Below are 19,875 nucleotides of genomic sequence, written 5' to 3'. Positions count from 1 at the left end.
GTGCTCAGTGAAGCGCGGCGCTCAGCTTGCGCCGCCACGCGGCCACCAGCTGCGGCTGGTCGGCCGCCATCTCGAACACCGAAATCATCGTCTTGCGGCCGAGATCATCGCCGTAGGCGCGGTCGCGCGTGACGATCTCGAACAGCTGGTCGAGCGCGCCGTCGTACGCGCGTCGCGCGATCAGGCTTTGCGCGAGGTCGAAGCGTGCGTCGAGATCGGCGGGATCGGCCGCGATGCGCGCCTCGAGCGCGTCGGTCGGCGGCAGGTCGGCGCTCGCCTCGAGCGCCTCGAAGCGGGTCTTGAGCGCCTGGTAGCGCGGGTCGCCGTTCTGTTCCAGCAGCGGCGACAGGCGGGTCGCCTCGTCGCGCGCCGCGTCGGTTTCGTTGAGCGCGAGCTGTAGCTCGATCAGGTCGAGCCGCGCGTCGTCGTAGCCCGGATTCAGCGCGAGCGCGGCTTTCAGGTGCGCGACGGCGTCGTCGACGCGCTCCTCGGCCAGCGCGGCCTGCGCCGCGATCCGCTCGGCTTCCTCGGCCGACGGCAGCAGCCGGTCGATGAATTCGCGCAACTGGCCCTCGGGCAGCACGCCGATGAACTGGTCGATCGGCTGGCCGTTCGCGAAGGCGATCACGTGCGGAATGCTGCGGGTCTGGAAATGCGCGGCCAGTTCCTGGTTGTCGTCGACGTTGACCTTGACGAGCCGCCAGCGGCCGTCGTATTCGCGCTCGAGCTTTTCGAGCAGCGGGCCGAGCGTCTTGCACGGGCCGCACCACGGGGCCCAGAAGTCGACCAGCACCGGGGCGTCGAGCGAGGCTTCGAGCACGTCGCGCTCGAAGGTGGCGAGAGTGGTATCCATGTCGTTCCCGTGAAATAAATGGCGTTCCGCCCGAACGTGAGGGCGGGCGGTGGTGTTTTCAATGCGGCGGCTTGCGTTCCGGCAGCGGGATCCATTCGGTTTCGCCCGGCACCTGGCCCATCCGCTGGTCGCGCCAGGCTTCCTTGGCCGCCTCGATCGTCGCGCGCGAGCTGGAGACGAAATTCCAGTCGACGAAGCGCTCGCCGTCGAGCCGGTCGCCGCCGAGCAGCATGACCCGCGCGCCGCCCGCGCTCGCGAGCGCGGCGCGCGCGCCCGGCGCGAGCACCGCCATGTGCGCGGCGTCGAGCGGCGTGCCGTCGATGCTCAGGTCGCCGTCGACCAGATAGACCGCGCGCTCCTCGTGGTCCGCGTCGAACCCGAGCGCCGTGCGCGCGCCGAAGCGCGCGGCCGCGTACAGCGTGCGCGAGAAGGTGGCGACGGGCGAGACCGCGCCGAACGCGTCGCCCGCGATCACCGTGAGCGCGACGCCGTCGCGCTCGAGCGCGGGCAGCGTCGCGGCCGGGTGATGCGCGAACGACGGCTCGCCCGCTTCGTGCGTGAGCGGCAGCGCGACCCAGGTCTGGATGCCGTGGATCGTCTGGCCGCGCCGGCGCACGTCGTCCGGCGTGCGCTCGGAGTGCACGATGCCGCGTCCGGCCGTCATCCAGTTCACGTCGCCGGGCACGATCGTCTGCACCGAGCCCAGGCTGTCGCGGTGCAGGATCGCGCCGTCGAACAGGTAGGTGACGGTCGCGAGCCCGATGTGCGGATGCGGACGCACGTCGAGGCCCGCGCCCGCCGGCAGTTCGGCGGGCCCCATGTGGTCGAAGAAGATGAACGGACCGACGAGGCGCGCGGCCAGCGCGGGCAGCGTGCGGCGCACCTGCAGGTTGCCGATGTCGCGGACGTGGGGCTTCAGGATCGTCTTGATCGCATCGCTCATGGAGGCTCCTGGCAGACGGCGGGGCGGGGATGCGGCTCATTGTACCGGCCGCGCGCGCAGCCGGCCGGCGGCGGCGGTAAGATGTGCGTCTCAAAAAAGAGGAGACGAGGACGATGGCCCCGAGGGATGGACTGCAGGCGTTGCTGGTGGTGCTCGCGTGGGGCGTCAGCTTCGTCGTGATCAAGGTGGGGCTGCACGGCGTGCCGCCGCTGCTGCTCGGCGCGCTGCGCTTCGTGTTCGCGGCGCTGCCCGCGGTGTTTTTCGTGCGCCGCCCGCCGCTGCCGTGGCGCCTGATCGCGCTCTACAGCGCGACGATCCTGTTCGGCCAGTTCGTGTTCCTGTTCGTCGCGATGAACGTCGGCATGCCGGCCGGGCTCGCGTCGCTGGTGCTGCAGGCGCAGGCGTTCCTCACGCTGCTGTTCGCGCGCGGCTTCGTCGGCGAGCGGCTGCAGGCGCGCAGCGTCGTCGGCCTGGCGATCGCCGCGCTCGGCCTCGCCGTGATCGCGTCGCGCGGCGGCCAGACCATGACGTTCGCCGGGTTCGCGCTGACGCTGGCCGCCGCGGCGTGCTGGGCGCTCGGCAATGTCGTGACGAAGAAGGTCGGCCAGGTCGATCTGGTCGCGCTCGTGGTGTGGGCGAGCCTGTTGCCGCCGCTGCCGTTCTTCGCGCTGTCGCTCGTATTCGAGGGGCCGGCGCGGATCGCAACGGCGCTCGCGTCGCTGTCGGGCGCGTCGGTGTTCGCGATCGGCTATCTCGCGTTCATCTCGACGCTGTTCGGCTATGGCCTGTGGAGCCGCCTGCTCGCGCGCTATCCGGCCGCGCAGGTGGTGCCGTTCGCGCTGCTGGTGCCGATCATCGGGCTCGCGTCGGCGGCGCTGCTGCTCGGCGAGGCGCTGACGCGCGCCCAGCTCGTCGGCGCCGGGTGCGTGATGGCCGGCCTCGTCGTCAACGTATTCGGCGGTCGCCTCGCGCGGCGTTTCGCGCCGGCGTCGTGAGGCGATGCGGCGCGCTGCAAATGAAAACGCCTCGCGTCGGGCGAGGCGTGCGGGAGCGGCGCCGGCGCGGCGTCAGGTCATCCGGCTCTTCGCGAGCGGCGGGTTCGCCGCGAAATAGCGCTTGATGCCGCGGAAGATCGCATCGGCCATCTGGTCGCGATAGCTGTCGTCGTTGAGGCGGCGCTCCTCGTCCGGATTGCTGATGAACGCGGTCTCGACCAGGATCGACGGGATGTCGGGCGCCTTCAGCACCGCGAACCCGGCCTGCTCGACCGAGCCCTTGTGCAGCTTGTTGATGCCGCCGACTTCCTTGAGCACGTAGCTGCCGTAGCGCATCGAATCGCGGATCTGCGCGGTGGTCGACATGTCGAACAGCGCGCGGTTGACGGTGACGTCCTGGGTCTTGATGTTGATCCCGCCGATCAGGTCCGACGAGTTTTCCTTGTTCGCGAGCCAGCGCGCGGCGGCGCTCGACGCACCGTGGTCCGACAGCGCGAACACCGACGAACCGCGTGCGGACGGGGTCGTGAACGCGTCCGCGTGGATCGACACGAACAGATCCGCGCCGACCCGCCGCGCCTTCTGCACGCGCACGTTGAGCGGCACGAAGAAATCCGCGTCGCGCGTCATCATCGCGCGCATGTTCGGCGCGCCGTCGATCTTCGCGCGCAGCTTCTTCGCGATGTCGAGCGCGATGTGCTTCTCGTAGGTGCCGGCGCCGCCGATCGCGCCGGGGTCCTCGCCGCCGTGGCCCGGATCGATCGCGACCGTCAGCAGGCGGACCGTGCCGCCCTTGCCGGATTTCGGCGCGGTGAATGCGTAGGCGTCGCCGTCGTCGCTGTCGTCGTCCTTGCGGGCGATCGCGGGCGGCGGCTTCACGGCCGGGCGCGGCGGCGCGACGGCGGCCGCGGGCGGGGCCGGGCGCGCGGGCGCGGGGGCCGGGGTGTTCTGCGCGAAGCGCTGGAAGAACGCGTCGCTGTTGTCGCCCGCGCCGGCGGGCGGCGTGGTCGGGCCGTTGAGCGCGGCCGTCGGCGGCTGCGCCTGTTGCGCGCGCAGCGTGTCGTTGAGCTGCTGTTCCTTGCGTTCCGTCTGCGCGATCAGGTCGGACAGCGGATCCGGCGCGACGGCCGGATACAGGTCGAACACCAGCCGGTAGCGATAGGTGCCGACGGGCGGCAGCGTGAACACCTGCGGCTTCACGCTGCCCTTGAGGTCGAACACCATCCGCACCACGTGCGGCTGGTACTGGCCGACCCGCACCGACTGGATCTGCGGATCGTTCGGCGCGATCTTCGACACCAGGTCGCGCAGCGCCTGGTCGAGATCGAGGCCGGTCAGGTCGACCACGAGGCGGTCCGGGCCCTGCAGCAGCTGCTGGGTGTTCTGCAGCGGCTGGTCGGATTCGATCGTCACGCGCGTGTAATCGCGCGCGGGCCACACGCGCACGCCGAGCACCGACGAGGCATGGGCGAGGCGCGGCCCGACGAGCGCGAGCACGAGCGTGGATGCGCCCGCGCGCAGCACCTGGCGGCGGCGCCAGTTGTGGCTCGCGGTGGCCGCCGATTCGATCGAGCGGAACGGTTTGATCAACATCTTTCGAGACATGCGTTTCCTGAGGCACTGTACGCCCGCGCGGCGAGGGTGCGGCCGTCGCCGTCCACGTCGAGCGAGAACACGAGATCCGGCACGCCGAGCAGTGCGCCCGCCTGTTGCGGCCATTCGACGACGCAGATCGCGCCCGCGTCGAAATATTCCCGAAAGCCCGCGTCGGCCCATTCGGCCGGATCGCTAAAACGATACAGATCGAAGTGATACAGCATGAGTTCCCCATCCGGGCGTTCGAGCGCGTACGGCTCGACGAGCGTGTAGGTGGGGCTGCGCACCCGGCCCGCGTGGCCGAGGCCGCGCAGGATGGCCCGCACGAGGGTGGTCTTGCCCGCGCCGAGGTCGCCGACCAGCTGGATCTGCAGGCCGCCGAACGCCTGCCGGGCCTGCCGCTCGGCGCGCACCGCATCGAGCGCGGCCGCGCAGCGCCGGCCGAACGCGTCGGTGGCCGCTTCGTCGGCGAGCGGGAAAATGCGCTCGGCGAGGGGGGCGGGCAGGGCGGACGCGGCGGATATCGGACTGGGCTTCGCGGGCATTCTCGTAAAATAGGGCGATGGACAGATTTCCGGAACTCGCCGTGACAGATGCGCGCTCGATGGGCGATGAACACGCTGAACCGCGCCGCTTCGACGACGCGGCGCTGGCCGCGCTCGCGCTGCGCATCAAGGGATGGGGGCGCGAGCTGGGTTTCGGGTCGATCGGCATCAGCGACATCGACCTCTCGCATGCGGAGGCGGGGCTTGCCGCCTGGCTGGAAGCCGGATGCCACGGCGAGATGGATTATATGGCCAAACATGGGATGAAACGCGCGCGGCCGGCCGAACTTGTGGCCGGCACGCGACGCGTGATCTCGGCCCGGCTCGCCTATCTGCCCGCCGCGACGCGCGACGGCGAGGACGAGCGCGCGGGCGCCTGGCGCGCGCGCGAACTGGCCCGCGTCGACGATCCGGCCGCCGCGGTCGTCTCGATCTACGCGCGCGGACGCGACTATCACAAGGTGCTGCGCAACCGCCTGCAGACGCTCGCGGAGCGGATCGAGGCGGAGATCGGCGGGTTCGGCTACCGGGTGTTCACCGATTCGGCGCCGGTGCTGGAGGTCGAGCTCGCACAGCAGGCCGGCAACGGCTGGCGCGGCAAGCACACGCTGCTGCTCGAGCGCGATGCGGGCTCGCTGTTCTTCCTCGGCGAGATCTACGTCGACGTGCCGCTGCCGACCGACGCGGCGCTGGCCGCCGAGCCCGGCGCGCACTGCGGCAGCTGCACGCGCTGCCTCGACGCCTGTCCGACCGGCGCGATCGTCGAGCCGTACCGGGTCGACGCGCGGCTCTGCATCTCGTACCTGACGATCGAATTGAAAGGCAGCATTCCGGAGCCGCTGCGGCCGCTGATCGGCAACCGCGTGTACGGCTGCGACGATTGCCAGCTCGTGTGCCCGTGGAACAAGTTCGCGCAGGCGGCGCCCGTCGCCGACTTCGACGTGCGGCACGGCCTGGACCGCGCGACGCTGGTCGAGCTGTTCGGCTGGAGCGCGGCCGACTTCGACGCGCGGATGCAGGGCAGCGCGATCCGTCGCATCGGTTACGAGCGCTGGCTGCGCAACCTCGCGGTCGGGCTCGGCAATGCGCTGCGCGCGCCGCGCGAACGGCTCGCGCCCGAGGCGCGCGCGGCGATGGTCGAGGCGCTCGCGGCGCGCGCGGACGATCCGTCGCCGCTCGTGCGCGAGCACGTCGAATGGGCGCTGCGGGCCGCCTGAAGGCGGGTTAAAGTGGCGACTTCCCAGTGGAGACGACGATGTTCAATGCGGTAATCGATGCGCCGTTCGGCAAGGTCGGGATCCGGACCGGCGGCGGGCTCGTGCAGCAGATCCTCTATGTGCCCGTCTCGGTGCGCGACGTCGCGCCGGATTCGGCGCTCGCGAAGCGCGCCGTGCGTCAGATCGAGCGCTATTTCGAACGCGCGTCGGCGCGCTTCGACCTGCCGCTCGCGCCGGTCGGCACCGCGTTCCAGCAGCGTGTGTGGGCCGCGATCCGCGAGATTCCGCCGGGCGTCGTGCGCACCTACGGCCAGATCGCGAAGGAGGTCGGCACCGGGCCGCGCGCGGTCGGGCAGGCCTGCGGCGCGAACTACTTCTCGTTCGTGATTCCGTGTCACCGGGTGGTCGCCGCGGGCGGGATCGGCCCGTACGCGCACGGCGACACCGACGGCTATTACTTGCAGGTCAAGCGCTGGCTGCTTGCCCACGAAGGTATCCAGTACTGATGAAATCCGCTGTTTCCCCGCGCGATGCGGATGTGCGCGATGCGGCCGACGAGACCCCCGAGGCGCTCGCGAGCCGTGCGTCGATCGATCTGTTCTGCGACGCGCTGTGGCTCGAACACGGCCTGTCGCGCAACACGCTCGATGCCTACCGGCGCGACCTGAACCTGTTCTCGCACTGGCTCGCCGCGAGCCACGGCGCGCCGCTCGACCAGGCGAGCGAGGCGCTCGTGACGGGCTACATCGCGGCGCGCAGCGACGGCAAGGCGAGTTCGTCGAACCGCCGCCTGTCGGTATTCCGGCGCTATTACGGCTGGGCGGTGCGCGAGCATCGCGCGGCCGCCGATCCGACGCTGCGGATCGTGTCGGCGAAGCAGCCCGCGCGCTTTCCGTCGACGCTGTCCGAGGCGCAGGTCGAGTCGCTGCTCGCCGCGCCCGACGTCGCCACGCCGCTCGGCCTGCGCGACCGGACCATGCTCGAACTGATGTATGCGAGCGGGCTGCGGGTCAGCGAGCTGGTGACGCTGAAGACGGTCGAGGTCGGCCTGAACGACGGCGTCGTGCGGGTGATGGGCAAGGGCTCGAAGGAGCGCCTCGTGCCGTTCGGCGAGGTGGCGCACGGCTGGATCGAGCGCTATCTGCGCGAGGCGCGGCCCGCGCTGCTGGGCCAGCGCGCGGCCGATGCGCTGTTCGTGACCGCGCGCGGCGACGGCATGACCCGCCAGCAGTTCTGGAACATCATCAAGCGCCACGCGCAGCAGGCCGGCGTGCGCGCGCATCTGTCGCCGCATACGCTGCGCCACGCGTTCGCGACCCACCTGCTGAACCACGGCGCGGACCTGCGGGTCGTGCAACTGCTGCTCGGCCACAGCGATATCTCGACCACCCAGATCTACACGCACGTCGCCCGCGAACGACTGAAGACGCTGCACGCGGCGCATCATCCGCGCGGCTGAGCGCGGCGGGGCTGGAGCAGCGCGCGCAGCCGGTGCTTGAGGATCTTGCCGGTCGACGCGGCGGGCAGCGCGTCGAGCACGCGGATGCGCGCGGGGCGCTTGTACGGCGCGAGCCGCTCGGCGCACCACCGCGCCAGTTCGTCGGCCTCGAACGGCACCCCGGGCGCCAGCTCGACGAAGGCGATCACTTCCTCGTTGCCCTCGACCGCGTGTCCGACCACCGCCGATTGCACGACGGCGGGGTGCGCGTTCAGCACTTGCTCGACCTCGGCCGGATAGACATTGAAACCCGAACGGATGATCAGTTCCTTGCTGCGCCCGGCGATCGTGAGGGCGCCGTCGTCCCCGAGACGGCCGAGGTCGCCGGTCCGCAGCCAGCCGTCCGCGTCGATCGCCGCCCGCGTCGCGGCCGGGTCGCGGTAGTAGCCGAGCATCAGGTTCGGCCCGCACACCCGGATCTCGCCGGTGGCGCCGGGAGCGACGGGCGAGCCGTCCGCCGCGACGATGCGCAGCGCGACGCCGGGAATCGGCACGCCGACCGAGCAGTCCGCGCGCGGCGCGTCGAGCGGCGTCTGCGTGATGGTCGGGCTGCTCTCGGTCATGCCGTAGCCGTTGTGCAAGGTCACGCCATAGACGCGCTCGACGCGCGCCTTCAGGTCCGCGTCGAGCGGCGAGCCGCCCGAGTACGCGAAGCGCAGGCGCGGCGCGTGCCAGCGGTGGCGGTGGGTCTGCATGTGCTCGAGCAGCTTCGCGTGCATGGCCGGCACGCCCTGGAAGATCGTCACGCCTTCGTCGGCGAGCGCGCGGCGCGCGGCCTCCGGGGCGAAGCGCGGCGCGAGCCGCAGCGTCGCGCCCGCGTACAGGCTGCCGAGGCAGACCGACGCGAGCCCGTAGACGTGCGAGATCGGCAGCACGGCGTAGACGAGATCGTCGGGCGACACGCGGCGCAGGGTGCTCGACACCGCCGCGATATACAGCAGGCTGCGGTGCGACAGCATCACGCCCTTGGGCGTGCCGGTGGTGCCCGTCGTGTAGATGAGCGCCGCGCACTGGCGGGCCGCGGCGTCGGCGACGGGCTCGGCGTGCGCATCGGGATCGGCGCGGTGCGACCACGCGCCGAAGTCGACCGCGAGCGGCTCGGCCGCTTGCGCGCGATGCCGCTCCGCGTGCGCGCGGGCGTCGGGCGACGCCTCGGTCGCGAACGCGATCAGGCGGGGCCGCGCGTGCGCGGCGATCGCGTCCAGTTCGGCCGCCGCCAGCCGCGCGTTGGAGACGAGCGCCCACGCGTCCAGCCGGGCGGCGGCGAACAGCAGGACGATCTGCGCGACGCTGTTTTCCGCGACGATCATCACGCGGTCGCCGCCGCGCACGCCGAGCCGGGCGAGCTGCTCGGCCGCGGCGTCGACGGCGTGCGCGAGCTGTGCGTAGGTGAGCGTGCGCGCATCCTCGATCAAGGCGGGACGATGCGGGTCGCGTTGCGCCGCAAGCGACGGCAACGCGGCGATCCGGGAAGGCAGCGCGGCGAGCAGCGCCGGCAGGTCGAGGCCGGAAGTCGGGATCATGGCGTCTCCGTGACGGGGCGGCGAGACGCCGCCCTGAATTTGCGAACGATCGTGCCATGCGGGCGCCGCCTGCACAACCGGCCAATCGGACAATAGTTTCTCGCGGCGCGCGCAATTAAAATGCGGGCATGAGCAAATCCAGACATGTTTCGGAAACGCCCGCGACGCAGTTCCTGCGCCGCCACGGCGTTGCCTTCGAGGAACACCTGTACGACTACGTCGAGCACGGCGGCACCGGCGAGTCCGCGCGCCAGCTCGGCGTCGACGAGCACGTCGTGGTCAAGACGCTCGTGATGGAAGACGAGCATGCGAAGCCGCTGATCGTGCTGATGCATGGCGACCGCACCGTATCGACCAAGAACCTCGCGCGGCAGATCGGCGCGAAGCGGGTCGAGCCGTGCAGGCCCGAGGTCGCGAACCGGCATTCCGGCTACCTGGTCGGGGGCACCTCGCCGTTCGGCACGAAAAAGGCGATGCCGGTGTACGTCGAGGCGAGCATCCTCGAATTGCCGTCGATCTACCTGAACGGCGGCCGGCGCGGCTATCTCGTGCGCCTCGCGCCGGCGGCGCTGACGACCCTGCTCGATGCGCGCGCCGTGCAGTGCGCGAGCGTCGACTGAGGGTTCGACCCACGCTGTTCGGCGCGCCGCTTCGGTAGAATGGGCGCCGCCGCGGTTCCGCCGGCCGGGCCCGCTCCTGTCGGGGCCGCGCCGGCCGGGCCGCTTCTCCAATCCGTTTGTTGAAACAAGAGTGCTTCGCATGCAGATTCTGCTCGCGGCCATTGCCGCCTACCTGATCGGATCGATCTCGTTCGCCGTCGTCGTCAGCGCCACCATGGGGCTCGCCGATCCGCGCTCGTACGGGTCGAAGAACCCGGGCGCCACCAACGTGCTGCGCAGCGGCAACAAGAAGGCCGCGATCCTGACGCTCGTCGGCGACGCCTTCAAGGGCTGGCTCGCCGTCTGGCTGGTGCGGCATTTCGGCATCGGCGGCGAGATCGGCGTCGCGTGCGCGGCGCTCGCGGTGTTCCTCGGCCACCTGTATCCGGTGTTCTTCCGCTTCCAGGGCGGCAAGGGCGTGGCGACCGCGGCCGGCGTGCTGCTCGCGATACACCCGGTGCTCGGGCTCGCGACCGCGCTGACCTGGCTGATCATCGCGTTCTTCTTCCGCTATTCGTCGCTCGCGGCGCTGGTTGCCGCGGTGTTCGCGCCGGTGTTCGACGTGTTCCTGTTCGGCACGCACGGCAATCCGGTCGCCTGGGCCGTGCTGGCGATGAGCGTGCTGCTCGTGTGGCGGCATCGCGCCAATATCTCGAAGCTGCTCGCCGGCCAGGAAAGCCGGATCGGCGACAAGAAGAAGGCGGACGCGTCCGCCGGCGACGGGCAGGGCTGAGGCTCCGTCCGCCGCATCGCCGGCCCGTGCGGGCCGGCGGTCGCGCGCTCAGTCGCGGAAGTTGTTGAAGTCGAGCGGCGTGTCGGTCACGTCCTTGCGCAGCATCGCGATCACGCTCTGCAGGTCGTCGCGCTTCGTGCCGGTGACGCGCACCGCGTCGCCCTGGATGCTGGCCTGGACCTTGATCTTGCTGTCCTTGACGAGCCGCACGATCTTCTTCGCGAGGTCGCCCGTCACGCCCTTCTTGATCGTCACGACCTGCTTGACCTTGTCGCCGCCGATCTTCTCGATCTTGCCGTACTCGAGGAAGCGCACGTCGACGTTGCGCTTGGCCATCTTGTTGATCAGCACGTCCTTGACCTGGCCGAGCTTGAAATCGTCGTCGGCGAACATCGTCAGTTCGCGCTCCTTCTGCTCGACGCGCGCGTCGGAGCCCTTGAAATCGAAGCGCGTCGAGATTTCCTTGTTCGACTGCTCGATGGCGTTCTTCACTTCGATCATGTTCGCTTCGGAAACGACGTCGAACGATGGCATGGCATTCTCCCTGTATAACGTGCGGCCCGCGCGGACCCGCGCGGGCACTCTATAATTGCGGACCGGCCGCCATTTTACCGGTGCCCCCCCATTTGCCCAAGGCCGACGGCCTGCCTGCCCAACCGCGATCCCCGATGTCCTGCCCTGATTCCCCGCTTGCGCTCCTGCCCGACTATCCGCTGCGAACCCACAACACGTTCGGTTTCGAGGTGCGTGCGCGGCTCGCCGCGCGGGTCGCGACGGCCGGCCAGTTCGCCTCGCTCGCGGCCGATCCGCGGGTCGCGGGTCTCGCGCCGCTGGTGCTCGGCGGCGGCAGCAACGTGGTGTTCACCGGCGACATCGGCGGGCTCGTGCTGCTCAACGAGATCGCCGGGCGCACGGTGGTTCGCGAGGAGGCGGATGCGTGGTACGTGCGCGCGGGCGGCGGCGAGAACTGGCATGCGTTCGTCGCCTGGACGCTCGATGCGGGCATGCCGGGCCTCGAGAATCTCGCGCTGATCCCGGGCACGGTCGGCGCCGCGCCGATCCAGAACATCGGCGCCTACGGCCTGGAGATGCGAGCTTATTTCGATTCGCTGGAGGCGGTCGAGCTGGCGACCGGCGAGACCGTCGGGTTCGACGCCGCGCGCTGCGCGTTCGGCTATCGCGACAGCTTCTTCAAACGGGCGGGGCGCGGGCGTTTTGCGATCGTCGCCGTGACGTTCCGGCTGCCGAAGGTGTGGACGCCGCGGCTCGGTTACGCCGACGTCGCGCGCGAGCTGGACGCGCGCGGGATCGCCGCCGGCGCGGCGACGCCGCGCGAGGTGTTCGATGCGGTCGTCGCGATCCGGCGCGCGAAACTGCCCGATCCGGGCGTGCTCGGCAATGCCGGCAGTTTTTTCAAGAACCCGGTGATTCCCGCCGCCCAATTCGAGGCGCTGCGCGCGCGCGAGCCGGACCTGGTGTCCTATCCTCAGCCGGACGGGCAGGTGAAGCTCGCGGCGGGCTGGCTGATCGACCGGTGTGGCTGGAAGGGCCGCGCGCTCGGGGCGGCGGCGGTGCATGAGCGTCAGGCGCTCGTGCTCGTGAATCGCGGCGGCGCATCGGGCGCGGACGTGCTCGCGCTCGCCGATGCGATCCGCGGCGACGTCAGCGCGCGCTTCGGCGTCGAGCTGGAGGCGGAGCCGGTGTGTCTGTGAGGTTGCGGCTGCACGCCTGAAGCGGGCGGCGCGCGGGCGACAGCCGCTGCCGGCTGCGCGGGTCCGGCCGTCAGGATGCGGGGGCATGCCCCGCGCGACCGGGAGCGGCGGCGGGGCGGCCGATGCGCGCCGTCGGGGCCGCGCCTGTCCGGGAAGCGGCGGTCCGGCGGCGACGGCGCTCAGTGATTGAGCCGGCCGAGCAGCAGGAACTCCATCAGCGCCTTCTGCACGTGCAGGCGGTTTTCCGCCTCGTCCCACACGACGCTTTGCGGGCCGTCGATCACGCCGGCCGTGACTTCCTCGCCGCGATGCGCGGGCAGGCAGTGCATGAAGAGCGCGTCGGGATGGGCGTGGCCCATCATTTCCTCGTCCACGCACCAGTCGGCGAACGCCTGCATGCGCGCCTCGTTCTCCGCCTCGAAGCCCATGCTGGTCCAGACGTCGGTCGTGATCAGGTCCGCGCCGTGGCAGGCTTCGTTCGGATCGTCGAACACTTCGTAGAACGGCGCGCTGTCGGGCGCGACCAGCTTCGCGTCGAGCGCGTAGCCGGGCGGGGTGGACAGGCGCAGCTTGAAGCCGAGGATCTGCGCGGCCTGGATCCAGGTGTACAGCATGTTGTTCGCGTCGCCGACCCAGGCGACGGTCTTGCCGCGGATCGGGCCGCGATGCTCGTAGTAGGTGAAGATGTCGGCGAGCACCTGGCACGGATGGTATTCGTTCGTGAGCCCGTTGATCACCGGCACGCGTGAGTTTTCCGCGAAGCGCTGGATGGTGTCCTGCTCGAACGTGCGGATCATGATGATGTCGACCATTCGCGAGATCACCTGCGCGGAATCCTCGACCGGTTCGCCGCGGCCGAGCTGCGTGTCGCGCGTGCTCATGAAGACCGCGTGGCCGCCGAGCTGGAAGATGCCGGCCTCGAACGACAGCCGCGTGCGCGTCGAGCTTTTCTCGAAGATCATCGCGAGCGTGCGGTCGTGCAGCGGGTGGTAGGTCTCGTAGTTCTTGAACTTGCGCTTCAGGATTCCGGTGCGCTCGAGTACGTACTCGTAGTCTTCCAGTGAGAAATCCTTGAACTGCAGGTAGTGCCGAATGGTTTTGGTGGTCATGAAACGAGATACGGCCGGTTCACCCGGCAGGCTGCCGGACGGCGTCGCCGTCGGATGTGATGACTCGAAGCAGCATAAAGGATTTTCCCCGCTTTGACGAGCCGCGCCCGGCGTCGGCGCGATGCGGACGACGTCGCGCGGGACGACGCAGCATGGCGCGGTGCGGTATAATCCGGCGGTTTCCTCAAGCCCGGTGGGCGAGGGCTCAGGCCCGGTCTGCCGGACACAAGCGGTACGTCGCGTCACATGGGCGCGGCGGGCTGTTCCGGCCGTCGACGCGGTTCGTCACGGGCGCGTTTCCTTGTGTTCCGAAGTGTCCAGGCGAAGGTTCGCCGGCGCGCTGCTGGGCCGTCACTTGGGTACCCTCATGGCTGAAACTTCCCCGACCGAATACTTCATTCAGGGCATCACCAAATCCGGGAAGAAGTTTCGGCCGAGCGACTGGTCGGAGCGTCTGGCCGGCGTGATGTCCTGCTTCGGGCCGGGCACCGGAGGGCCGAACGCCCGCCTTCAATACTCGCTGTACGTGCGCCCGACCCTGCTCGGCGACACGAAATGCGTGATCATCGATTCCCGCCTGCGCGACGTCGAGCCGATGGCGTTCGATTTCGTGATGAATTTCGCGAAGGACAACGATCTCGTCGTGACCGAGGCGTGCGAACTGCCGGACTACGACAAGCACGGCAAGTAACCGAAACGTAAGCGGCCCGCATGGCGCGGGCGGGTGCGCGAACGCGTCCGCCTGCGCGCGCCCAAGCAAAAAGCCCGCTCGAAGCGGGCTTTTTGTCGATCGCAGAGGAAACAGGGCGCCCGCGCGAGGCGGGCGCGCCGGATTTACTGCGCGGCGGCCTGCAGGCCCTTGACGGCGGCTGCGAGGCGGCTCTTCTGGCGAGCGGCCTTGTTCTTGTGAACGATCTTCTTGTCGGCGATCGTGTCGATCGTCTTCGTCGAGAGCTTGAAGATTTCAGCGGCCTTGGCTTGGTCGCCGGCTTCGATAGCCTTGCGGACAGCCTTGATGGCGGTGCGGAATTTCGAGCGCAGGGCCGAGTTGTGCGAGTTTGCCTTCGCAGCCTGGCGGGCGCGCTTGCGTGCTTGTGCGGAGTTAGCCATGACGGTTCCTTATCCTGTCCTGTTCCCAGAGCTTGGAGCCTGACGGCCAAGCGCTGCTTTTCGATTCGACCCCCGGGAGCGATTGCCCAGGAGCGCAAAAAAACGTTGGTTTAACCGAGGCCGGCAACACGCCCAGCGAAGCTCGCTGTACATATAACAGGCTCAGAAACCGGGGATTATAGCAACAAAATCAAGCCAGTGGCAAGCTTGCCGTTCCGGCCGCACGACTTGGGGGGCTTTTCGGCCGCCGGCCGTGTGCGGGCGCGCATGGCCCGTATAATAAGCGCCCCATGAATCTATTCCGAGCCCTGCTGACGGTCAGCGGCTTCACGCTGCTGTCGCGCGTGACCGGACTGGCCCGCGAGACGCTGATCGCCCGAGCGTTCGGCGCCAGTCAATTCACCGACGCATTCTACGTCGCGTTCCGCATTCCGAACCTGCTGCGCCGCCTGTCCGCCGAGGGCGCGTTCTCGCAGGCGTTCGTGCCGATCCTGGCCGAGTTCAAGAACCAGAAGGGGCACGACGCCACGAAAGCGCTCGTCGACGCGATGTCGACCGTGCTCGCGTGGTCGCTCGCGGCGCTGTCGGTCGCGGGCATCGCGGGCGCGTCGTGGGTCGTGTTCGCGGTCGCGTCGGGCCTGCGCACGGACGGGCAGGCGTTCCCGCTCGCCGTCACGATGACGCAGATCATGTTCCCGTACATCGTGTTCATTTCGCTGACCACGCTTGCGTCGGGTGTGCTCAACACCTACAAGAACTTTTCGCTGCCCGCGTTCGCGCCGGTGCTGCTGAACGTCGCGTTCATCGCGGCCGCGGTATTCGTCGCGCCGCATCTGAAGGTGCCGGTGTACGCATTGGCCTGGGCGGTGATCGTCGGCGGCGTGCTGCAGTTGCTGGTGCAACTGCCGGGGCTGCGCAGGATCGACATGGTGCCGCTGATCGGCCTCAATCCACTGCGCGCGCTGCGTCATCCGGGCGTCAAGCGCGTGCTCGCGAAGATGGTGCCCGCGACCTTCGCGGTGTCGGTCGCGCAGCTGAGCCTGATCATCAACACCAATATCGCGTCGCGGCTCGGGCAGGGCGCGGTGTCGTGGATCAACTACGCCGACCGGCTGATGGAGTTCCCGACCGCGCTGCTCGGCGTCGCGCTGGGCACGATCCTGTTGCCGAGCCTGTCGAAGGCGCACGTCGACGCCGATTCGACCGAATATTCGGCGCTGCTCGACTGGGGGCTGCGCGTGACCTTCCTGCTCGCCGCGCCGAGCGCGCTCGCGCTGCTGTTTTTCGCGGGCCCGCTCACGGCGACGCTGTTCAACTACGGCAAGTTCGACGCCCGCACGGTGGAGATGGTCGCGCGGGCGCTGGCGGCGTACGGGATCGGGCTCGTCGGGATCATCCTGATCAAGATCCTCGCGCCGGGCTTCTACGCGAAGCAGGACATCAAGACGCCGGTGAAGATCGCGATCGGCGTGCTGGTGATCACGCAGCTGTCGAACTACCTGTTCGTGCCGCTGATCGGCCATGCGGGGCTCACGCTCAGCATCGGGGTCGGCGCGTGCGTGAATTCGCTGCTGCTGTTCATCGGCCTGCGTCGGCGCGGCATCTACCAGCCGTCGCCGGGCTGGCTGCGCTTCCTCGCGCAGCTGGTGGGCGCGTCGCTCGTGCTCGCGGGCGTGATGCACTGGTTCGCCGTCAGCTTCGACTGGACCGCGATGCGCGCCGCGCCGCTCGCCCGGATCTCGCTGATGGGCGCCTGCCTGATTCTGTTCTCTGCACTATATTTCGGTATGTTGTGGCTGATGGGCTTCAAGTACGCGTACTTCCGACGGCGTGCCAAATGACGAACCCAATGACCCGCGTTCTCGATTATTTCAGTTCGCTTGTCGCGGAGGATGACGGTTTGCCGCTCACCGAGGCGGCGCTGTCGCTCGCGCAGGATGCGTATCCGGACCTCGACCTGCAAGGCGCGCTGGCCGAGCTGGATGCGCTCGTCGTGCGGCTGCGCAAGCGCTTGCCGGACGGCGCGGGGCTGCGCGAGAAGATCACCGCGCTCAACGATTTTTTCTTTCGCGAGCTGGGTTTCGCCTGTAATCACAACGATTACTACGATCCCGACAACAGTCATCTGAATGTCGTGCTCAAGCGGCGGCGCGGCATTCCGATCTCGCTCGCGGTGCTGTACCTCGAAATGAGCGAACAGATCGGGCTGCCGGCGCGCGGCGTGTCGTTTCCGGGGCACTTCCTGTTGCGCGTGAGCCTGCCCGACGGCGACGTGATGATCGACCCGACCTCGGGCCACTCGCTGTCGGAGTCGGAGATGGTCGAGATGCTCGAGCCTTACGTGGCGCGCGCGGACGGCCTCGTGAGCAGCGCGTTGCGCGCGCTGCTGCAACCGGCGATCGGTCGCGAGATCATCGCGCGCATGCTGAACAACCTGAAGGCCATCTATCTGCAGACGGAACGCTGGCAGCGTCTGCTCGCGGTCCAGCAGCGCCTCGTGATCCTGCTGCCGGGGCAGCTTGACGAGGTGCGCGACCGCGGCTTCGCGTATGCGCGGCTCGACTACCTGCGGCCGGCGCTCGAGGATCTCGAGGCCTATCTCGGCGAATGCCCGGAAGCCGACGACGCGACCGTGGTCGAGGCGCAGGTCAGCGAGCTGCGTCAGCGCATGGCGCGCGGCGACGCCTGAACGGGCCGCCGGCGCGCCGCCCGGCGCAGCCGGGCCCGCGCCCTGCATGCCGGCTTACTTCGGCTGCATCCGGATCGCGCCGTCGAGGCGGATCACTTCCCCATTCAACATCGTGTTCTCGAAGATCTGGCGCGCCAGCATCGCGTATTCGATCGGCTTGCCGAGGCGCGCCGGGAACGGCACCATCGCGCCGAGCGCCGCCTGCACGTCGGGAGGCATGCCCAGCAGCATCGGCGTCTCGAAGAGGCCGGGGGCGATCGTCATCACGCGGATCGCATTGCGCGACAGGTCGCGCGCGATCGGCAGCGTCATGCCGGCGACGCCCGCCTTCGAGGCCGCATACGCGGCCTGGCCGATCTGGCCGTCGAATGCGGCGACCGATGCGGTGCTGACGATCACGCCGCGTTCACCGGTCGGCGCAGGCTCGTTGGCGGCCATCGCGGCGGCCGCGATGCGCGTCATGTTGAAGGTGCCGACGAGGTTCACCATGATCGCCTTGGTGAACAGGTCGAGCGGGTGGGGGCCGTCCTTGCCGACCGTCTTGGCGGCGGGCGCGATGCCCGCGCAATTGACGAGCCCGCGCAGCGGGCCGAGTCCCGTCGCGGCAGCCACCGCGGCCTGCGCGTCTTCCTCGCGCGTCACGTCGCAGCGGACGAACACGCCGCCCAGCTCGCGCGCGAGCGCGTTGCCGGCGTCCTGGTTCAGGTCGGCGAGCACCACCTTGCCGCCCGCCTCGGCGAAGAGGCGCGCGGTACCCGCGCCCAGTCCGGATGCGCCGCCCGTGATCAGGAAGACGTTGCCTTGAATCTCCATGTTTGCTCCTGTCTTGTTCGAATCGAATCATGCGGCGGTGTGCCGGCACGCCGCCGCAAGCGGATCGATTGTACGGGGACGCGCGCGCGGACGGCGGGAAGCTAACGATCGTGCGAAAAAAAACCGCCCGGGACGGGCGGTTCGTGGGCGGCGCGAGGCGCGGCCGTGCTTACTTCAGTGCGTCGAACACGCGCTGGCGAATCTCGTCGACGCCGCCGAGCCCGGAAATCTTCCGGTAGGCGGGCGCCTGCAGGCCGTTCTCGGCGCCGCGCTGCGCCCAGTCGCCGTAGTACGAGATCAGCGGCTTGGTTTGCGCTTCGTACACGTCGAGACGCTTCTTGACCGTCTCTTCCTTGTCGTCGTCGCGCTGGATCAGCGGTTCGCCCGTGACGTCGTCGACGCCCTCGACCTTCGGCGGGTTGAACTTCACGTGATAGGTGCGGCCCGACGCCGGATGGGTGCGGCGGCCGCTCATCCGTTCGATGATTTCGGAGAACGGCACGTCGATCTCGAGCACGTAGTCGATCGCGACGCCCGCGTCCTTCATCGCGTCGGCTTGCGCGATCGTGCGCGGGAAGCCGTCGAACAGGTAGCCGTTCGCGCAGTCCGCATCCTTCAGGCGCTCCTTGACGAGGCCGATGATCAGCGAATCGGGCACGAGCTTGCCTTCATCCATGTAGCCCTTCGCCTCGACGCCGAGCGGGGTGCCGGCTTTCACGGCCGCGCGCAGCATGTCGCCCGTCGAGATCTGCGGGATGCCGAACTTTTCCTTGATGAAGTTTGCCTGGGTGCCCTTTCCCGCGCCGGGCGCGCCCAACAGGATCAAACGCATGGTGATTATCTCCAAGTATGTGAATGCTTTGGCGCGAGACGCTCAATGATCGCCGCACGACGCTTCACGGTTGCCTTCGAGCACCGCTGGCCGGTCTGACGGCGGCGCATCGGCACAGCGTGCGCGGCGGCCGGCAGCAAGGCGGGCTGAGGTCAAGCAGGGGAAGCGAAGCGGGAGATGGCTCGCGCAATCGTTCGATTATGCCACGGGTTATTTTGGACCCGGCTGAAAAAGGGCCTGCACGCGTGCGAGGTCGTCCGGCGTGTCCACGCCGGCCTGCGGCGCGTGCGCCGTGATGCGCACCGCGATCCGCTCGCCGTGCCACATCGCGCGCAGCTGTTCGAGCTGCTCGCATTGCTCGAGCGGCGCTTGCGCGAGCGTCGGATAAGTGCGCAAGAAACGCGCGCGGTACGCATACAGGCCGATGTGCCGGTAGACGGGCGCGGCGGGCGCGGGCATCGCCGCGACGTCGGGCCAGTGCGGCTGGTAGGCGTCGCGCGACCACGGGATCGGCGCGCGCGAGAAATACAGCGCGACGCCGCGCGCATCGAGCACGACCTTCACGACGTTCGGATTGAACACCTCGTGCGGCGCCTCGATCGGATGCGCGGCGGTCGCGATCGCGCAGTCGGCGCGCTCGGCGAGGTGCGTCGCCACGTCGCGCACCAGTTGCGGATCGATCAGCGGTTCGTCGCCCTGCACGTTGACCACGATCGTTTCATCCGACCAGCCGAAGCGCGCGGCGACTTCCGCGAGGCGATCGGTGCCGGACGGGTGGTCGGCGCGGGTGGCCACGGCCTCGAAGCCGTGCGCGCGGGCCGCGTCGAGCACGCGCTGCGCATCGGAGGCGATCAGCACCTGCGCGGCGCCCGCGTCGCGCGCGCGCTCGGCGACGCGCACCACCATCGGCTTGCCGCCGAGGTCGGCGAGCGGTTTGTTGGGCAGGCGGGTCGACGCGAGGCGGGCCGGGATCACGGCGATGAAGGGCGGGGGCGAGGTCATCGGGAGAGCGGGTCGGGCAAGGCGGGATGCGGAATGGAAAAGGTCC

General features: G+C 69.4%; 21 protein-coding genes. 10 read left to right on the top strand and 11 right to left on the bottom strand.

Going from position 1 to position 19,875, the window contains the following annotated elements:
* Positions 1–4: 4 nt before the first annotated feature.
* The gene (gene trxA / locus Bsp3421_RS26340) at positions 5–853 is read right to left on the bottom strand and encodes a thioredoxin (protein WP_273998869.1); all 849 of its coding nucleotides are present in this window, start codon (positions 851–853) and stop codon (positions 5–7) included.
* Positions 854–911: 58 nt separating this feature from the next.
* On the bottom strand, positions 912–1,796 hold the full coding sequence (locus Bsp3421_RS26335; protein ID WP_273998868.1) for a pirin family protein: 885 nt from the start codon (positions 1,794–1,796) through the stop codon (positions 912–914).
* Positions 1,797–1,909: 113 nt separating this feature from the next.
* On the opposite strand from Bsp3421_RS26335, the gene Bsp3421_RS26330 reads away from it, so the two are divergent.
* Positions 1,910–2,791, top strand: coding sequence for an EamA family transporter (locus Bsp3421_RS26330; RefSeq protein ID WP_273998867.1), 882 nt, complete (start codon positions 1,910–1,912; stop codon positions 2,789–2,791).
* Between the two features lie 72 nt (positions 2,792–2,863).
* On the opposite strand, the gene Bsp3421_RS26325 is transcribed toward Bsp3421_RS26330, so the two are convergent.
* Both Bsp3421_RS26325 and tsaE read right to left on the bottom strand, forming a co-directional pair.
* Positions 2,864–4,396 carry an N-acetylmuramoyl-L-alanine amidase gene (locus Bsp3421_RS26325; protein WP_273998866.1) on the bottom strand — a complete coding sequence of 511 codons (1,533 nt, stop codon included), beginning with the start codon at positions 4,394–4,396 and terminating at the stop codon, positions 2,864–2,866.
* On the bottom strand, positions 4,378–4,932 hold the full coding sequence (gene tsaE / locus Bsp3421_RS26320; protein ID WP_273998865.1) for a tRNA (adenosine(37)-N6)-threonylcarbamoyltransferase complex ATPase subunit type 1 TsaE: 555 nt from the start codon (positions 4,930–4,932) through the stop codon (positions 4,378–4,380). The genes Bsp3421_RS26325 and tsaE overlap by 19 nt, the downstream gene beginning before the upstream one ends.
* A gap of 17 nt (positions 4,933–4,949) precedes the next feature.
* On the opposite strand from tsaE, the gene queG reads away from it, so the two are divergent.
* Genes queG through xerD form a run of 3 tightly spaced genes read left to right on the top strand, consistent with a single transcriptional unit; the run spans position 4,950 to position 7,608 of the window.
* Positions 4,950–6,149, top strand: coding sequence for a tRNA epoxyqueuosine(34) reductase QueG (gene queG, locus Bsp3421_RS26315; RefSeq protein ID WP_273998864.1), 1,200 nt, complete (start codon positions 4,950–4,952; stop codon positions 6,147–6,149).
* Between the two features lie 38 nt (positions 6,150–6,187).
* Positions 6,188–6,655 carry a methylated-DNA--[protein]-cysteine S-methyltransferase gene (locus tag Bsp3421_RS26310; RefSeq protein WP_273998863.1) on the top strand — a complete coding sequence of 156 codons (468 nt, stop codon included), beginning with the start codon at positions 6,188–6,190 and terminating at the stop codon, positions 6,653–6,655.
* Complete coding sequence (gene xerD, locus Bsp3421_RS26305; RefSeq protein ID WP_273998862.1) at positions 6,655–7,608, top strand: site-specific tyrosine recombinase XerD; 954 nt, start codon at positions 6,655–6,657, stop codon at positions 7,606–7,608. The genes Bsp3421_RS26310 and xerD overlap by 1 nt, the downstream gene beginning before the upstream one ends.
* On the opposite strand, the gene Bsp3421_RS26300 is transcribed toward xerD, so the two are convergent.
* Positions 7,593–9,170, bottom strand: a complete 1,578-nt coding sequence (locus Bsp3421_RS26300) for a class I adenylate-forming enzyme family protein (protein ID WP_273998861.1) — start codon at positions 9,168–9,170, stop codon at positions 7,593–7,595. The genes xerD and Bsp3421_RS26300 overlap by 16 nt on opposite strands.
* Positions 9,171–9,298: 128 nt before the next feature.
* Here Bsp3421_RS26300 and ybaK point away from each other — a divergent pair, with 128 nt between their 5' ends.
* A complete protein-coding gene (ybaK, locus tag Bsp3421_RS26295) occupies positions 9,299–9,790 on the top strand; it encodes a Cys-tRNA(Pro) deacylase (RefSeq protein WP_273998860.1) in 492 nt (163 codons plus the stop codon).
* 139 nt (positions 9,791–9,929) lie between these two features.
* A complete protein-coding gene (gene plsY / locus Bsp3421_RS26290) occupies positions 9,930–10,562 on the top strand; it encodes a glycerol-3-phosphate 1-O-acyltransferase PlsY (protein ID WP_273998858.1) in 633 nt (210 codons plus the stop codon).
* Between the two features lie 48 nt (positions 10,563–10,610).
* Here the strand turns inward: plsY and Bsp3421_RS26285 are convergent, their stop codons facing one another.
* Positions 10,611–11,096 (bottom strand): YajQ family cyclic di-GMP-binding protein, encoded by a 486-nt coding sequence (locus Bsp3421_RS26285; RefSeq protein ID WP_273998857.1) that lies wholly within the window; start codon positions 11,094–11,096, stop codon positions 10,611–10,613.
* A 134-nt stretch (positions 11,097–11,230) separates the two neighbouring features.
* On the opposite strand from Bsp3421_RS26285, the gene murB reads away from it, so the two are divergent.
* Positions 11,231–12,274, top strand: a complete 1,044-nt coding sequence (gene murB, locus Bsp3421_RS26280; protein ID WP_273998856.1) for a UDP-N-acetylmuramate dehydrogenase — start codon at positions 11,231–11,233, stop codon at positions 12,272–12,274.
* A gap of 179 nt (positions 12,275–12,453) precedes the next feature.
* Here murB and argF read toward each other — a convergent pair whose 3' ends face one another.
* Positions 12,454–13,383 (bottom strand): ornithine carbamoyltransferase, encoded by a 930-nt coding sequence (gene argF / locus Bsp3421_RS26275; RefSeq protein ID WP_273998855.1) that lies wholly within the window; start codon positions 13,381–13,383, stop codon positions 12,454–12,456.
* A gap of 367 nt (positions 13,384–13,750) precedes the next feature.
* Between argF and Bsp3421_RS26270 the strand changes: the two genes are divergently transcribed.
* On the top strand, positions 13,751–14,074 hold the full coding sequence (locus Bsp3421_RS26270; RefSeq protein ID WP_273998854.1) for a DUF3579 domain-containing protein: 324 nt from the start codon (positions 13,751–13,753) through the stop codon (positions 14,072–14,074).
* 143 nt (positions 14,075–14,217) lie between these two features.
* On the opposite strand, the gene rpsT is transcribed toward Bsp3421_RS26270, so the two are convergent.
* Positions 14,218–14,493 carry a 30S ribosomal protein S20 gene (gene rpsT, locus Bsp3421_RS26265; protein WP_252981836.1) on the bottom strand — a complete coding sequence of 92 codons (276 nt, stop codon included), beginning with the start codon at positions 14,491–14,493 and terminating at the stop codon, positions 14,218–14,220.
* A gap of 290 nt (positions 14,494–14,783) precedes the next feature.
* Here rpsT and murJ point away from each other — a divergent pair, with 290 nt between their 5' ends.
* Together murJ and Bsp3421_RS26255 are read left to right on the top strand one after the other, a co-directional pair.
* Complete coding sequence (gene murJ / locus Bsp3421_RS26260; protein ID WP_273998853.1) at positions 14,784–16,334, top strand: murein biosynthesis integral membrane protein MurJ; 1,551 nt, start codon at positions 14,784–14,786, stop codon at positions 16,332–16,334.
* An 8-nt stretch (positions 16,335–16,342) separates the two neighbouring features.
* Positions 16,343–17,182, top strand: coding sequence for a SirB1 family protein (locus Bsp3421_RS26255; protein WP_273998852.1), 840 nt, complete (start codon positions 16,343–16,345; stop codon positions 17,180–17,182).
* Positions 17,183–17,236: 54 nt separating this feature from the next.
* On the opposite strand, the gene Bsp3421_RS26250 is transcribed toward Bsp3421_RS26255, so the two are convergent.
* The 3 genes from Bsp3421_RS26250 to kdsB all read right to left on the bottom strand — a co-directional run bounded on the left by Bsp3421_RS26250 (position 17,237) and on the right by kdsB (position 19,829).
* Positions 17,237–17,995, bottom strand: a complete 759-nt coding sequence (locus tag Bsp3421_RS26250) for an SDR family NAD(P)-dependent oxidoreductase (protein WP_273998851.1) — start codon at positions 17,993–17,995, stop codon at positions 17,237–17,239.
* Between the two features lie 169 nt (positions 17,996–18,164).
* Positions 18,165–18,827: an adenylate kinase gene (gene adk / locus Bsp3421_RS26245; RefSeq protein ID WP_273998850.1), complete on the bottom strand. Its 663-nt coding sequence runs from the start codon at positions 18,825–18,827 to the stop codon at positions 18,165–18,167.
* A gap of 210 nt (positions 18,828–19,037) precedes the next feature.
* A complete protein-coding gene (gene kdsB / locus Bsp3421_RS26240) occupies positions 19,038–19,829 on the bottom strand; it encodes a 3-deoxy-manno-octulosonate cytidylyltransferase (protein WP_273998848.1) in 792 nt (263 codons plus the stop codon).
* Positions 19,830–19,875: the final 46 nt, after the last annotated feature.

Origin of the sequence: Burkholderia sp. FERM BP-3421 (assembly GCF_028657905.1) — a bacterium.
Classification (GTDB): domain Bacteria; phylum Pseudomonadota; class Gammaproteobacteria; order Burkholderiales; family Burkholderiaceae; genus Burkholderia.
The sequence above is the reverse complement of the archived record's forward strand: the minus strand, read 5'-3'. Positions and strand labels throughout refer to the sequence as shown.